This window comes from Lacrimispora sphenoides JCM 1415 (assembly GCF_900105615.1).
Classification (GTDB): Bacteria; Bacillota; Clostridia; order Lachnospirales; family Lachnospiraceae; genus Lacrimispora; species Lacrimispora sphenoides.
The window spans coordinates 5,118,420-5,134,334 of sequence record NZ_LT630003.1 but is presented as its reverse complement, the minus strand read 5'-3'; the positions used below and the strand labels follow the sequence as shown (position 1 = coordinate 5,134,334).

The following is a 15,915-nucleotide window of genomic DNA, read 5'->3' as shown; positions in this document are numbered from 1 at the left end:
CTTTTTTTATATTTCGAGAATCGCTCCCCGGCTTGCCGGGGCTGCCATGGCTGCATAGCGTGCCAGATATCCAGTGGTCACCTGTGGTTTCCTTGGCTGCCAATTGGCCTTTCTTCTGGCCATTTCTTCATCAGATACCTTCACGTCTAACCGATGGTTATCAATATCAATGGAAATGATGTCTCCCTCTTCCACCAGAGCAATGGGACCACCCACCGCTGCCTCCGGACATGCATGCCCGATGGAGGCGCCTCTGGAAGCGCCGCTGAAACGTCCGTCGGTAATGAGGGCCACTGAGGAACCTAACCCCATGCCTGCAATGGCTGAGGTGGGATTTAACATCTCCCTCATGCCCGGGCCTCCCTTGGGACCTTCATAACGGATAACAACCACATCTCCTGCCACAATCTTTCCACCCTTGATGGCTGCTATGGCATCCTCTTCACAATCAAACACTCTAGCCGGGCCTTCATGCTTTAACATCTCAAGCGCTACGGCGGAGCGCTTTACCACTGCGGAATCAGGGGCCAGGTTTCCCTTTAATATGGCGATTCCGCCAGTCTGGCTGTAAGGATTTTCCACCGGCCGGATCACTTCAGGATTCTTATTTACACAACTCTTAATATTCTCTCCAACCGTTTTACCTGTTACTGTCATACAGTCTAATTCCAGAAGTCCCAGCTTGCTGACCTCATTCATAACAGCGTAAATGCCGCCTGCTTCATTTAAATCTTCCATATAAGTGGGTCCTGCCGGAGCCAGATGGCAAAGGTTAGGTGTCTTTGCACTGATCTCATTTGCAATTTCCAGATTTAAATCCACTCCTGCCTCATGAGCAATGGCAGGAAGATGAAGCATGCTGTTGGTACTGCATCCCAGAGCCATATCCATGGTCAGGGCATTGCGGAAGGCTTTTTCCGTCATGATGTCACGGGGGCAGATGTTCTTCTTAAGCATCTCCATAACTGCCATTCCCGCATGTTTTGCTAACTTAAGACGTTCCGAATAAACTGCCGGAATGGTTCCGTTTCCTTTCAGTCCCATTCCCAAAACCTCGGTCAGGCAGTTCATGCTGTTGGCCGTATACATACCGGAACAGGATCCGCAGGTAGGGCATGCCTTTTGCTCGAATTCCCTAACATCCTCTTCTGTCATGTTTCCTGCGGTATAAGCTCCCACCGCCTCAAACATGCTGGAGAGGCTGGTTTTATGACCGTGCACATGCCCTGCTAACATTGGTCCGCCACTGACGAACACTGTGGGTATGTTAATGCGGGCTGCTGCCATTAAAAGTCCAGGAACATTCTTATCACAGTTGGGTACCATGACCAGGGCGTCAAAAGCATGGGCTCTTGCAAGGCATTCTGTGGAATCTGCAACCAGGTCCCTGGTAACCAGTGAGTATTTCATGCCAATGTGTCCCATGGCAATTCCATCACATACTGCTATGGCCGGAACCATCACCGGTGTACCGCCTGCCATGGCGACTCCCATTTTAACGGCATCCACTATTTTGTCCAGGTTCATATGGCCTGGTACGATTTCGTTATAAGAACTGACAATACCGATCAGAGGTCTTTCCATCTCTTCCTCTGTCATTCCCAGTGCGTGAAACAGGGAACGGTGAGGTGCCTGCTGCATCCCTTTTTTTACTGAATCACTTTTCATGTGCTGCACACTCCTTTTCTTTTCCAATCCGTTCCGCAATCAGATCTCCCATCTCTGCGGTTGAGACTTTTTTACACGTTTCCGAATATATGTCTGCCGTCCGGTATCCTTCCTTAAGCACCTGCTCCACGGCTGCCTCCACGGCTGCTGCTTCTGTATCCAGATCAAAGGAATAACGAAGCATCATAGCGGCGGAAAGAACGGTTGCTATAGGATTTGCAATATTTTTACCCGCAATATCCGGGGCGGAGCCATGACTTGGTTCATACATTCCAAATTTGCTTTCATTCATGCTGGCCGAGGATAGCATTCCAATGGAGCCTGTGATCATGCTGGCTTCATCGGATAAGATATCGCCGAACATATTCTCTGTCAGGATCACATCAAACTGTCCCGGATTCATGACAAGCTGCATCGCACAGTTATCCACCAGCATATGGGTTAAGGCCACCTCCGGATAATCCTTTGCCACCTCTTCCACCACGTTTCTCCAAAGTCTGGAGGAATCCAGCACATTTGCCTTATCAACGCTGGTTACTTTCTTCCGGCGCTTCATGGCAATATCAAAAGCCTTAACGGCGATTCTTCTTATTTCATTTTCATTATAGGTAAGGGTATCCACGGCAGTCATAACGCCCTCTACCTCTTTGGTATACCGCTCTCCGAAATACAGACCTCCTGTCAGTTCTCTCATGATGACCATGTCAAACCCGTCTCCAATGATCTCCTTCTTTAAAGGACAGGCATCCGATAGCTCTTTATACAGATAGGCCGGGCGGATATTGGCAAATAAATTAAGACCCTTACGGATGGCAAGTAGCCCCGCTTCAGGTCTCAGATTCGGTGCCACATCGTACCATCTTGAATTTCCTACATTTCCGCCAACTGCCCCAAGGAGAACGGAATCACTGTTTTTCGCTGTTTCAAGGGCTTCATCTGTTAGGGGAACTCCATATGTATCAATGGAAATGCCGCCCATCAATACCTCTGTATACTGGAATTCATGACCGTATACACTTCCCACTTTATCAAGGACTTTTCTCGCCTCTCCAATGATTTCAGGCCCGATCCCGTCGCCGGGAATCACTGCAATGTTGTAATTCATCTCTTCCACTCCCTCTATGACACTGTACTATGCTAATATATTTCTTCTCATAATAGAACATTTATCGGGATTTTTCAACTAAAATAAAATAATTTTCGGGAAAAGAATATATGAGATTGGAATCGATACTATAAATTTAAGTTATAAGATAAAAAAATGGGAACCGATCATCCGGTTCCCATTGGCTGTTTTTCTACCTAAATCTCTTCTGGGCCCAATGCCTCAATTTTCCGGGCAATGTCCATTTCTTCCTGGATCAGTTCCTGGAAATGCCCGCATACTTCCTGGATGATTTCCCGGTTGTTCTGCCTGAAAGAAGCCTTATATAACCCATGTTTCACTGCCGTCCACTTTATGAAGTATTCCTTATGGAAATACCTGTCATATGATTCTCTGAACAATGGCATGTTTTGAAGATAATGAAGATAGAGATATCGGTTGTTAATCAAAGCATCTATGTACTTTGCAAGCAGTTCCCCATTCTTCTGTTTTCCATAAGCGCATTCTCTGATTTGTTCAAGCAGATTATCCTGTTTTTTCTGATGAGTGCACAAAATTTCCTGTGCCTCCTGCCGGATTCCCTTACAGAACTGTTTTTCCGAAACCTTCTGGATCTGGCAAATATCAGAGACGTGGGAAATCATATCTTCCTCTGTTAATTCCATATATTTATTATCATACGTAGGGTCAAAACAGGAAAAAACCCCTTTTTCCTCCTTCCGGGCAATAAAATAATGGAAACTGTGTAATGTATGATAATAAGGAACCCACGGAATGAAAAATGCATCCATTTCAACTACATGATATTGTCCTAAGGTAAGACTGGATATATTTTTCTCCATTTCCTGTTTGGAGCAGCAATTCAAAAATTTCAGGTTTACACCCAAGGCTTCCAGATTTGCAGGCATTCTTCTGGATAAATATAAGTGATGGATCTGGTCATAGGTAAAGTCTGTTTCCGACCATAAGTCAGCAAGCGCATTCCGGTAATCCACTCCTATGAAAACAGCAGCATTTAACATGCTGCTGGTATAGCAGTTTAATCCCTGAAAATAAATCAGATTCATAGTTGCTCCCCTTTTCTCCTTTCATTTTTTCCAGATACAGTTTTTCTGATCGCATCAACTATTTGAATTTTCCGGGGCTGTTTAAATCCTGACAAATGCACTTTGCAGTAAGCCCTGATTTCTTCCTCGATTTTTTCCTGACTGACCAGAGGATCGGCCGGAACGATATCTGCGCATACGGTTTCAATTCCTAAAGGATCCGTTTCTCCATAAACAACACAGTCATTTACAAGCAGACTGTTTAAGATACAGGCTTCCACTTCTTCCGGATATACGTTGAATCCTCTGACAATAATTACGTTTTTCTTCCGCCCGCAGATATACAAATAGCCGTCTTCATCCAGGTAGCCAAGATCACCCGTATACAAATAGCCATGTTTCAGTACCTTCTTTGTTTCCTCTTCATTTCTAAAATATCCCGACATCACATTGGGTCCCTTTACAAGAATTTCCCCATTGGTGTATGGAACATCCGTAATCACCCCGTCAGCTTCTATGGATATTTCAACCCCCTTTATCGCCTTTCCTACGGAATCCAGTTTCTCTAAACTGATTTTCGAGCATTTTGTAATTAACGGGGCTGCTTCTGTCATCCCGTAGCCTTGCCACAGCTGGATTCCCGGATAAGCTGTTATAAGCTTTTTCAATGTGGTACCGGAAACTTTGCTTCCTCCAAATCCGAAATATTTTAATAAATGAATATCATAAGGAATGGGCCTGCCCGTTGTCTGTTCCATCAGAAGGGGAACCAATGCCCCACCCTCATAATGGGTCACTCTATTCTCCTGAACCGCTTTATAAAAGGAGTCCAGCGTAAAATCTTCCTTGAGAAAAACTATAGGGAACGCTTTCATGAGACATGCACAAAGGATCATCATTCCATATGCAGAAGAAAAAGGAGCTGCAAGGATGTACCTGATATCCTTCTCATCCATCTCCTCAAAACACATTTTATCGATGTATCCCAAAACGGAAGTTTCAACATTCCTTTCTGAAAGAGGTACAATTTTCACCCTGCCGGTAGAGCCTGATGTTGTTAAGAGAATTATGGGTTCATCGGGTCCCGGGCTGTTTTCGTAAAGAACCTGCATAGATTCCCCCAGCAGGCATTCTTCAACGTAAGTCACCCGTAAATCAGGTACATCCATGGATTTTATTTCATCAAAAAACGAACGGTATCTTATGGAAGTAATGATTATATCTGTGGATGTCTGGTCCAGGAGAGGAGTTACTTCGTGTTTTGTCAAGCGGACACTGATAGGGAAAGCTGTTTTCCCCAACAGGAATATTCCGAAAAGAGCAGCGATATAATCGCTCCCATCCGGTAAAAATATTGCGGCAATTTTCCAATCATTCTTGGGCAGGAAAGCCTGTATTGCCGCGGCTTTTTGAACCAGGTTCTGGTACGTGATACTTGTTTCTCCATCAATAATCGCTTGTTTCTCCAGGTTTGTTTGATTCATGAACAAATCTCTGATCATTTTATATTTTTCTCCTTTACTTTCTTCTCAGCCAGTTCAATCATCCGGCCAACTTCCAGACAAGATTCCATTTCCGTAATATCAAAGGTAATGGAATACGTATCTTCTATCTTAAGTAAAAGATGGATAAAAGAAAGGGAGTCAAGCCCCAGATCCTTATACAGATTGGTCTTTCTGTCAGAAACCGGAAACTGGGCCGCTTCCTCTATCATACGGATAATTTCGTCATTGATCATAACTGCCGGTTTTCCCTCCTTATTCTTCCGGATATTCCTAGTTACGAAGAAAGGCCTGTATCTTGCTGCAAAGCTGGATACAGGCCTGCTTCTATTGCTTACTCAAGCAAAATCCCGCCGCTTACTGAGAACCTGACGAATAGTTCCGAAGTAACACCTTCTGCTCTGCATCCGACAATAATTCCAACAAGGGAACCCGCCGGGATCGAGGCATTGATGTCTGTCAGGGAACCTCTTTCCAGTGTATATTTGGGAACCTGCCCTCCACCTGCCGGCGCTATAAACGGATCCGAAAAAGTCAGGGTATCCTGAAGAATGGTAAACACCATCTCACCTGTCATCTGCCCAGGTATATCTGAAGTTAAAACTGCAAGGGCAGCAAACGGGAACAGCGTAGATCCCTCCGGTAAAAATAGTGACATCTTAGCCCCAAATAGTACATAAATATTTTTTACGACTGCATCATAAGGCATAACAAAACAACTACGGTAAAATTGATCATAGTTAACGAAGTTAAATGTAATCGTTCCAGCTGCCCAGTCACCCTCTTGAAGCTGTGTAGGCCTGCCTGAATTAATTGCATTTGCTTCAAATCCAGCAAATTGAATAATTGACGGATTGCCCAGGTCATCCGTGGAAACCTCGGCATATTCATCGTCAATGGCAAAAGGAATCACTCCTGACATATTGGTGCCCGTTCCTGCAGGCCCAGTAGGTCCGGTAGGCCCAGTTTCTCCTGTAAGACCGGTGGGACCAGTCGGTCCAGTTGCTCCGGTAAGTCCTATGGGGCCAGTAGGTCCGGTCGGGCCTGTGGATCCGATCGGGCCGGTCGGACCTGTTGCTCCGGTAAGTCCGGTGGGACCAGTCGGGCCGGTTGCCCCGGTGAGCCCTATGGGACCAGTAGGTCCGGTCGGGCCAGTGGCTCCGGCTGCTCCAGTCGGGCCGGTCGGACCGGTTGCTCCGGTAAGCCCTATGGGGCCGGTAGGTCCGGTCGGGCCAGTGGCTCCGGCTGCTCCTGTCGGGCCGGTGGCTCCGGTAAGCCCTATGGGGCCAGTAGGTCCGGTCGGGCCGGTGGCTCCGGCTGCTCCTGTCGGGCCGGTGGCTCCGGTAAGCCCTATGGGGCCGGTAGGTCCGGTCGGGCCGGTGGCTCCGGCTGCTCCGGTCGGGCCGGTCGGGCCGGTGGATCCAGCAAGACCTCTAGGGCCGGTGGGTCCAGTCGGACCAGTAGGTCCCTGAGATCCTTGGGCGCCAGTTGCACCAGTTGGTCCAGTAGGTCCAGTAGGTCCTTGTAGTCCCATCGGTCCCCGGGCACCAGTCGGGCCGGTCGGGCCTGTAGGTCCGGTCGGGCCAATAAATCCCCGTGGTCCCATTGGTCCCATCGGTCCTACAGGTCCTTGTAGTCCCATCGGCCCTTGAGCGCCAGTTGCTCCGGTTGGTCCAGTTGGTCCGGTAGGCCCTGGTACGCCTTGTGGTCCTGTTGGTCCCACGCAGCATCTGCAGCCTTGCGATCCTGTTGAGTTACAGCAGCGTTTTTCATCAAGGCAGCGATTTTCATTACAATTTCTACAATTATTCATTATAATCCTCTCCTGTTAGAGCGTAAATTACGGTGTTTACTTGTAAGACCTTTGTACAAAGCTGAAGTCATAACATAAAGGGGATTTCACCTCTTTATACATTAATATATGTTTCTAATCTCTTACTGTCTAATCCCCTTATTGCGCCCTTCCATAAAGGGTTTACCGTCAGTCATAGCATTTGGCATATCACAAAAACGATTCTGTTGCAGCAAAAAAGTACCTGCCAATTTGGGCAGGTACTTAACCTAAAAATGAAACCGTTATTTACTGATGAATCATATCCTGATAGAACTCAAAAGCCTCTTTTGCAGTAAAACCTTCGTGTACAATCTTACGGACTGCCGCGCTCATCTCCACAGGGCTCTGACTCTGGAAGATATTTCTTCCCATATCAACCCCTTTTGCCCCCTGGCTGATGGAGTTATATGCAAGCTCCAAAGCTTCTTTCTCCGGAAGTTTCTTGCCTCCTGCTACCACAATGGGAACAGGGCAGGCAGATACCACTTCTTCAAAGTTTTCACAGTAGTAGGTTTTTATGATATTGGCTCCTAACTCCGCCACAATGCGGGTAGCCAGCTTAAAGAACCGGTCTGTACGCTCCATCTGCTTTCCGACTGCCACAACTCCCATGGTAGGAATGCTGTAGCGCATACCCAAATTTACCGCTTTTGACAGATTATCAAGGCTTGAAAGTTGTCCATCCCCCCCGATAAACGTCTGAACCGCCATACAATCCGCATTCATGCGAATCACATCCTCTATGTCAACGGCAAGGACTTCATGGGACAAATCCTCGTCAAGCATAGAAGAACCGGAGGTAACACGCAGTGCAATGCCTTTCCTTCCTTCTGCCGGCACACAGCTCCTGATTGCCCCTCTTGTCCCCATTAAAACATCAATATTAGGAAGCAGCTTAGGCACCACTATATCAAGTCTCTCCAGGCCAGATACAGAACCCATAAAATATCCATGATCAAAAGCAAACATCACCGTATTTCCGCTGTTCTCATCAAAAATATTTGATAAATGCTTCTTCATTCCCCAATCCAGATGACCAGCACCCTTTACATAAAAAGGCTTATTGTTTGCAAATGGTTCATCCAGGTGATAATCATGTTCTACTTTCATTCCATCCAAATCTGCCATATTCTTTCTCCTTTTGCTTCTATATTATTTACTGTCATGATTCCTGGTGTTCAGCCGTATTAGAAATCATAGTTGTTCATGTTATCTTTATTAAATACCGTACGCTCTGGAAGGAGAACAACTCCATTGTTTACCTCACCGGTGGTTGCCCCCTCTACCAAACAGTCATTTGGCATTACTTCCACGGTACCGATTTCCGGAATATCAATCTTGTCTCCTACTTTTACCTGATTCCCTGCGGACAGATAGGCGGCAAGATAGCAGCCAATCGCTCCCTGCACCTGGCAGTCCCAGAGCCCCCACTGCTCAATCACACCCGCATTGCAGTAATCCTTAATGGACATGGGGGAGGCAAAACCGGTAATGGTTACATCTTCTTTTGTAAGGCCCTTGTTCTGGGCTGCCTTACACTGGCCTGGAAGAGCCGTAGAGTCATTGCAGATAATCAGGTCAATATCCGGGTTGGCTTCCAGAATAGATGCCCCGATCGAAACCGCTTTTTCCGCATCCTGTTCGGAATAATAATTATTCGGAGCCACATTCACCCAGTTAGGATAGTTCTCTTTGATATAGGCTTCTCCCGCAACCTGCCAGGAATTCTGATCCGCTACCGTTGCCTGGGAATAATGCCAGCAGTATTTCACCGCATCAGCTTTGACATCCTTCCCCCGCTTTGTTAAAGAATCCACTCCCATATCTACCAGCATTTTCCCAAGCATCTCAGGAGTTCCTTGTGAAACCATTAACGTACGCACCGTATCTGAAACATCAGAATCCCATGTGACCACAGTCAGACCTGCGTCAGACGCTTCTTTTAATGCGGAGTCAAGCCCTGTTGCATCTACGGAAGAAACACAAAGGGCATCCACGCCGCTTGCCACCGCATTGTTGATTACCTGAACCTGGTCAGCTACAGCCGCATTGGCGCTTCCCTGATAGTCAACGGTAATATCCCAGGTCTTTCCATACTTCTGTGCTCCCGCATTGGCGGATTCAAAAAATGCATTTCCTGTCAGCTTAGGAATAAATGCAACTGTTTTTCCAGAAATACCGGAAGAACCGGTATTGTCTTTGCTCTCTTCTGCTTTTGATTCTGTTTTCGTTTCCCCAGCTGGTGCATTAGATGCCGCAGCAGGTTTTCCTGAGCTGCCACAAGCAGTCAGCGATGCCGCCATCAGCCCTGCCAATACAAGTACCATTGCTTTTCTCATAAATAAAAACCTCCTTATATTTTGATCGTTTTATATGAATGAGGTTTACACCCCATGTTACCAATCACTTTTGTTCTCGTTTCAGAAAACGTGCTTTGAGAGCCGGATTATTCAGAACAGCCCTGCCCGTCACCACTGCCAGTAATAGAAGCCCGGCCGGAATGTCCAAATACTGCTGGCTTACCTTAAAGCACAGAGGAAGCCCGAATCTCAAAGTACCGATCACTACCGCGGCAAGGGCCGTTCCAGGTACGCTTCCTTTTCCTCCTGTACTTAAAGTACCGCCTAAGACCACCGCAGTGATGATGGGAAGGGTCAGGGTAGAGCCAATATCGCTTTTTGCCGTACCAAGATAAGAAGTCAGGATGATTCCTGCAACCGCCGCACTGATTCCAGAAAGAATATAAGTGCTCATAATAATGAATTTGGCATGAATTCCGGAATATTCCGCCGCATCGGGATTTACCCCTACCAGAAATACCTGTCTGCCATATCTGGTTTTATGTAGAAGAAAATAAGCCAGCACTGCCAGGATAAGAAAAATGATCACCTGACTTGGAATCACACCAAACAGCTTTACTTTAGAAAGCCTTAAAAAACCATCCGGGAAACCGCTGATTCCTTTGTAGCTCTCCGTTGCTGACAAATTGGACACCAGAAGAGCAATTCCCGAGTACAGAAAACTCCCTCCAAGAGTGACCACCATAGGCTGTACGCCGCAGAATGCAATAAAATAGCCGGAAAGGGCACCGCAAAACCCGGCTGCAATCATAGCGATCAGGGAGGCAACCCAAATGTTCACTCCTCCATCCTGCCAGGCAACTCCCAGAATAATGGAAGAAAGCCCTACAATGGAACCAGCCTGGATATCGATTCCTCCTGTGATCATTACAAAGGTGACAAACAGTGAAATAATACAAATGGAAATGATATCATTCATACTGCCAAACAGCACTCTCGGCATAAGGAACTTACTGTTCTTTGATGCAAAAACAACAATTTCCAGAATTAATATCAAAGAGAGTACAAATTCCCACTTTTTCCAGATATGAGATTTCATTTCTTCTCTCCTCCTTTTTCTGCAGTCCTTGCGGCCAGGATCCGGTGACGGTTTTTCTCTACTGCCCGGTTCTGAGACACAGTATTAATTACAACAATGGTCAGCAGCATGACACCTGTGATCGTATTGTCATAATCAGAAGAAAATCCAAGAAAGACAAGAATTCTGCTGATGGAGGACATGATGACCGCACCGATGGAGGCTCCGGCCAGGCTTCCAATCCCGCCGCTTAAACTTAAGCCTCCGAGAACGCAGGCAGCAATTGCCTTCATCTCATATCCATTCCCTGCTGTGGGCGTAATAAAGCCAATGCGGGACGCATAAATCATACCTGCGGCGGAAGCAAACACTCCGCACAGGATATAAGCTGCAATCTTTGTTTTATCTGCCGGTATTCCCACCAAGGTTGCACCAGCCGCATGATCTCCGACTGCGATAAAATATTTTCCCTTTTTCGTTTTCGTCAAAATAAGATGGCCAATCAAGATCACAAGGACTGCCAGCGCATAAAAAACAGTTAAGTTTCCAATCAGGATGCGGTTTGACATTCTGGTAAAATCCGCCGGAAGGTTTTCAACCCAGGCACCCTTCGTGTATACATAAATCATCCCGCGCACAACACCGTTAACACCTAAAGTAAAAATCAGAGAGGGAATGTGAAATACAGCCACGCCGACTCCATTGACCAGTCCGGTAAGAATACCGATGGCCAGAGCAGCTGCCGTAGCTGCCACCATCCCATATCCATCTCTTAAGAGAGCGGCTCCTACGGCTGCCGATAAGCCCAGCACAGCCCCAATGGAAACATCGATTTCTCCCGTTAAGATAACAAAGGCAATTCCTGCCGACAGAAGGGTAAATACAACGCTGTCATTAAAGCAGTTCCATATGGCTGCCGGCTGCCAGAAACTCCTGTTCACCAGGCCTACCAGAAAAATCAGTCCTGCCAGAAACAGAAAACTATTTAACTCACGGATTTTTCCAATCTTTTTCATGCTTCCACCTGCTTTCCTTCTGTCACGCCAAAAGATGCCGCCATAAGGCTTGCCTGGGAGATCTCATGTTTGCCTAATTCTCCTCTAAGCCGTCCCTGAAAGACCACAACTGCCCGGTCTGAAAGCTCTACAATCTCTTCCATATCGGAAGAAATCAGCATAACCGCCACTCCCTTTTTTTTCAGTTCGTGGATAATTGCATACACATCTCCCCGTGCCGCTGCATCAATACCACGTGTAGGCTCATCCAGAATCACCAGCTTTGGATTGGTAGACAGAGACCGGCCGATTACGATCTTCTGCTGGTTGCCTCCGGAAAGGCTTCCCGCAATCTGATCCTGACCCGTAATCTTGATGCGGAAATCCTCTACATATTTCCGGGTGATCAATTGCTCCGCCTTCTTATTTAAAAATATACGCCCAAGGGATTTCCCCGGAACCAGAGCAGAGGTGATATTAGCCGCAACATCACTGATACCAAACAGGCCATTTAAGCGGCGGTCTTCCGGTACATAATTGATACCGGTTCTTAAAACCTCCCTGGTGGATAGGCCTGTCACATCTTTTCCATCCAGAAAAGCCTTCCCTCCAAGAACCTTATCTTTTCCAAAAATCGTAACTGCAAGTTCGGTACGCCCGGCTCCCACAACTCCTGCGACCCCAAGAATCTCTCCAGGATAAATCTTAAGGTTTATGTCCCGGAATCCGTAACCGGAATAACCTTTCAGTTCAAATACCGGCTCCAGCGCAGAGTATTCCAGATAACTGGATTCTTTTTCCCCAGCTCTCTGCTGCCCATCCATGTTGGGAGGAAGCAGCCCCTTAACCAGCATCTCCCTGGTAAAGTCCGAGGTCTTTCCCTTCAATGTAATCACGCCGTCCCTCATAATTGCCACATGAGTAGCGATCTGGAATACCTCAGCCAGACGGTGAGTAATATAGATGATCCCAATGCCCTTCTTCTTTAAATCCTCCACAATCCGGAAAAGGCTCTCTACCTCATCAAAGGTCAGTGCACTGGTAGGTTCATCTAAAATCAGAAGCTTCGCCTGCCTTAAGAGCCCTCTTAAAAGCTCCACCAGCTGCTGTTCTGCGATAGAAAGGCTCATTGCCTTCCGGTCCGTATCCAGATGCCAGCCGATCTCATCCATGATGTTTCGCAGCCGCTTCCTAAGAACAGCCGTATTTTCACTAAAACCGATCAGGATATTCTCTTCAACAGTCATATTAGGAAACAGCATGGGTTCCTGGGGAACCATATATATTCCTTTAGAAAGAGCAACAGACGGTTTGAATACCGAAAGCATGTCCCCAGCAACCGTTACGTTTCCGGCATCCGGTTGGTAGATTCCCATAATGATTTTCATCAAGGTGCTTTTTCCCGCTCCGTTTCCGCCAATCAGGGCAAGTACTTCCCCCTCTCCTACGCTTAAATCGATGCCTTTTAAAACAGCATTGGAGCCAAATGATTTGACAATACCTCTGGCAGAAAACAGTGTCTGTTCCGAACGGGCTGCTTCTGATTGTTTCATATTTCCTCCCACCCATCATATTTGATATATTTGTTCGCATAGCTAACTTTTGTTCATGCCCATATCATACATGACGCAAAACACGTTGTCAATAGTTTTTTCAGAAATATATGGTGTTTTTGAACTAATTTAAACGATATAATATGTATTATTTATGATATTTTACTTATCGATTACGGGTTTATATTTTTTGATCCGTCACTATTGACATATGAAATTCCATTTGTTATACTAAAGAAAATTCGAAACATTTTATTCGACTAGAAACATTTGTTTAGAACAATAAAGAACAGGAGACCTAAAAATGAACTATGAAGATTCCCTTATTATTAAGACAGCATGGTATTATTATATAGAAAATATGACCCAGCAAAAAATTTCCGAAAAACTGGGAATATCCCGTATGAAAGTGATTAAGCTTTTAGAGAAAGCCAGGCAGGATGGAGTGATCCAGTTTCAGATTTCCCAGGAACGAAGCCGTCACTTAAAAGTCGAACAGGAGTTAATCCGCAGATGGAATTTAAAGGATGCATTTGTAGTTCCTTCTGTACCAGGCAGTTCCTCTCTCAACGATACCATTGCCAAAGCCGCCGCTATGTATATCAGTGACCGGATTACAGAAAACACATACATCAATATAGGATACGGAGATACTCTTGGACGGGTTATCAATCACCTGGCCACCATAACAGAAGCACCTCTGTCTGCCGTATCTTTAACAGGAGGAGTCAGTTATTATCTTCCAAATACATTTTCCAGCAAATTTAATGCAAAACTGTTTCTGTATCCTGCACCGCTCGTTGTTTCAACCAAGGAGCTTTGCAGTGCCATGCAGAACGAGCCTTCCGTACAGGAAATTTCCCGCATGGTGAATCTGGCTTCCATGACCGTCGTAGGCATAGGAGGGATCAGAGAAGATGCAACCATAATCAAGAATGGAATTTTCACAAAGAATGACTTTCTCTATTTATCCATGCAGGGAGCCGTAGGTGATATCCTGAGCCATTTCATCGATCAGGACGGAAATCCCATTCATACTGATATCGAAGACCGGCTGTTAAGCACATCTCTTGCAACCCTGCGCACCCTGCCCAATGTCATTGGAGTTGCCGCAGGTGACAGCAAAGTAAAAGCCATACGTGCTTCTTTAAAGGGAGGCTATTTAAATGTGTTAATCACAGATGAACAAACGGCATTAAACCTGATGGAGGAAGATCCCGACTCACCGATATGAAAATAGAATGGAGGAATGGAGATGTCATCAAATTACCTTTTAGCAATTGATGCAGGCACCGGCAGCATCCGTGCCGTACTTTTTGACAGCATGGGCAATCAGATCTCTTGTATTCAAGAGGAATGGGAACACAGGGAAGATCCCCGGTATCCGGGGAGTATGGATTTTGACTGGGTACATAACTGGGAGCTTGCCGCATCCTGTATCCGAAGGGTCTTATGCACAAGCTCTATCGATCCTTATGAGGTAGCCGCAATCTCCACCACCTGCATGAGAGAAGGTATCGTTCTTTACGACAAGGAAGGAAAAGAAATCTGGGCCTGCGCCAATGTAGATGCCCGGAGCAATGAAGAAGTTGAACAACTGATCCGCAGTGATCCGGAGCTTGAACGCCTCCTCTATCAGGAAACAGGACAGTCCTATGCACTGGATGCCCTTCCAAGGCTTCTCTGGGTGAAGAATAAAATGCCTGATATTTATAAACGGGCCGCATACATTGGAATGTTCAATGACTGGCTCATATTTAAGCTGACCGGGATCCTTGCCGTAGAGCCAAGCAACGGATCAACCACAGGATTGTTTGATTTAAAAAACCGCTGCTGGAATCCGGAGATTGCCGGACGGTGCGGACTCCGGACAGATATATTTCCCCTTGTAAAGGAATGCGGGACCGTAATCGGGAAAACCGCTTCCTGCTGCAAAGACCAGACTGGACTGCCGGAAGGAATTCCCGTCGTCGTTGGCGGAGGAGATGCCCAGCTTGGCTGTATTGGCGTAGGAGTGGTACATGCCGGGGAAGCCGCGGTATTCGGAGGCAGCTTCTGGCAGTATGAGTACAACACTGAGAAACCGGATACGGATCCGGACTGCCGTGTCCGTGTAAACTGTCATGCCATACCAGGTATCTGGCAATTTGAAGCCCTTGCTTTTCAGCCTGGCCTTGTCATGCGATGGTATCGGGACAGCTTCTGCCATGCAGAAAAAAAGCTGGCAGAGGAAGCAGGTATGAGCATCTATGATTTGATGAATGAGGAAGCAGAGAAAATACCGGCAGGGTGCTATGGAATGATGTGCACTTTTTCGGATGTAATGAACTTTATTAACTGGAAACACGCCGCACCGACCTTCTCCAACTTTGGCCTTGATCCCGGGAAATATAACCATTATACCTTCTACCGGGCAATTTTAGAGAATGCGGCTCTGGTTACAAAAGGACATCTGGATCTGGTCCAGGATGCCATCGGCCATCTTCCAGAAGAAATCACGTTTGCCGGCGGAGCCTCTAACAGTTCCCTCTGGGCCCAGATCCTGTCTGATGTTCTGGGGCTTCCGGTAAAGGTTCCTAAGGTAAAGGAAGCCACTGCACTGGGCGCTGCGATCCTGGCCGGATATGGAATCGGCATGTATCAGGATATAGCTGAAACTGCAAAAGGGCTGGTAACGATAGAGAGGCAGTTTATGCCTAACATGGAGAATCATAAGATTTATGGGGAAATCTATGGGAAATGGAGAGAATTTTATCAGGCTCAGCTGGCTCTCTGTGACCGTAAGATCACTAAGAATATGTGGATAGCACCTGGTTTATAAGAGAAGAAAAAGG

The 15,915-nt window shown here is 46.5% G+C and carries 13 protein-coding genes; 2 read left to right on the top strand and 11 right to left on the bottom strand.

What is annotated here, in order from left to right; translation table 11 throughout:
* Window positions 1-6: 6 nt before the first annotated feature.
* The 11 genes from ilvD to BMX69_RS23155 form a co-directional block, all read right to left on the bottom strand.
* Window positions 7-1,668 carry a dihydroxy-acid dehydratase gene (gene ilvD, locus BMX69_RS23205; protein WP_100043659.1) on the bottom strand — a complete coding sequence of 554 codons (1,662 nt, stop codon included), beginning with the start codon at window positions 1,666-1,668 and terminating at the stop codon, window positions 7-9.
* Window positions 1,658-2,773, bottom strand: a complete 1,116-nt coding sequence (gene leuB / locus BMX69_RS23200) for a 3-isopropylmalate dehydrogenase (protein WP_100043658.1) — start codon at window positions 2,771-2,773, stop codon at window positions 1,658-1,660. The genes ilvD and leuB overlap by 11 nt, the downstream gene beginning before the upstream one ends.
* A gap of 197 nt (window positions 2,774-2,970) precedes the next feature.
* Window positions 2,971-3,840 (bottom strand): hypothetical protein, encoded by an 870-nt coding sequence (locus tag BMX69_RS23195; RefSeq protein WP_100043657.1) that lies wholly within the window; start codon window positions 3,838-3,840, stop codon window positions 2,971-2,973.
* Window positions 3,837-5,321 carry a class I adenylate-forming enzyme family protein gene (locus BMX69_RS23190; RefSeq protein ID WP_100043656.1) on the bottom strand — a complete coding sequence of 495 codons (1,485 nt, stop codon included), beginning with the start codon at window positions 5,319-5,321 and terminating at the stop codon, window positions 3,837-3,839. Before BMX69_RS23190 ends, BMX69_RS23195 begins: the two co-directional genes overlap by 4 nt.
* Window positions 5,318-5,557: an acyl carrier protein gene (locus BMX69_RS23185; protein ID WP_100043655.1), complete on the bottom strand. Its 240-nt coding sequence runs from the start codon at window positions 5,555-5,557 to the stop codon at window positions 5,318-5,320. The genes BMX69_RS23190 and BMX69_RS23185 overlap by 4 nt, the downstream gene beginning before the upstream one ends.
* Before the next feature lie 98 nt (window positions 5,558-5,655).
* A complete protein-coding gene (locus tag BMX69_RS24985) occupies window positions 5,656-7,134 on the bottom strand; it encodes a collagen-like domain-containing protein (RefSeq protein ID WP_100043654.1) in 1,479 nt (492 codons plus the stop codon).
* A gap of 267 nt (window positions 7,135-7,401) precedes the next feature.
* On the bottom strand, window positions 7,402-8,283 hold the full coding sequence (gene lsrF, locus BMX69_RS23175; RefSeq protein ID WP_092240433.1) for a 3-hydroxy-5-phosphonooxypentane-2,4-dione thiolase: 882 nt from the start codon (window positions 8,281-8,283) through the stop codon (window positions 7,402-7,404).
* Between the two features lie 59 nt (window positions 8,284-8,342).
* Window positions 8,343-9,494 (bottom strand): substrate-binding domain-containing protein, encoded by a 1,152-nt coding sequence (locus tag BMX69_RS23170; protein WP_054792150.1) that lies wholly within the window; start codon window positions 9,492-9,494, stop codon window positions 8,343-8,345.
* Window positions 9,495-9,558: 64 nt separating this feature from the next.
* Window positions 9,559-10,554 (bottom strand): ABC transporter permease, encoded by a 996-nt coding sequence (locus BMX69_RS23165; protein WP_025231382.1) that lies wholly within the window; start codon window positions 10,552-10,554, stop codon window positions 9,559-9,561.
* Window positions 10,551-11,549 carry an ABC transporter permease gene (locus BMX69_RS23160; protein ID WP_100043653.1) on the bottom strand — a complete coding sequence of 333 codons (999 nt, stop codon included), beginning with the start codon at window positions 11,547-11,549 and terminating at the stop codon, window positions 10,551-10,553. Before BMX69_RS23160 ends, BMX69_RS23165 begins: the two co-directional genes overlap by 4 nt.
* Window positions 11,546-13,081: a sugar ABC transporter ATP-binding protein gene (locus tag BMX69_RS23155; RefSeq protein WP_100043652.1), complete on the bottom strand. Its 1,536-nt coding sequence runs from the start codon at window positions 13,079-13,081 to the stop codon at window positions 11,546-11,548. The genes BMX69_RS23160 and BMX69_RS23155 overlap by 4 nt, the downstream gene beginning before the upstream one ends.
* Window positions 13,082-13,385: 304 nt before the next feature.
* On the opposite strand from BMX69_RS23155, the gene BMX69_RS23150 reads away from it, so the two are divergent.
* Both BMX69_RS23150 and lsrK read left to right on the top strand, forming a co-directional pair.
* Window positions 13,386-14,315, top strand: a complete 930-nt coding sequence (locus tag BMX69_RS23150; RefSeq protein ID WP_054792151.1) for a sugar-binding transcriptional regulator — start codon at window positions 13,386-13,388, stop codon at window positions 14,313-14,315.
* Window positions 14,316-14,336: 21 nt separating this feature from the next.
* Window positions 14,337-15,902 (top strand): autoinducer-2 kinase, encoded by a 1,566-nt coding sequence (lsrK, locus tag BMX69_RS23145; RefSeq protein ID WP_054792152.1) that lies wholly within the window; start codon window positions 14,337-14,339, stop codon window positions 15,900-15,902.
* Window positions 15,903-15,915 lie beyond the last annotated feature (13 nt).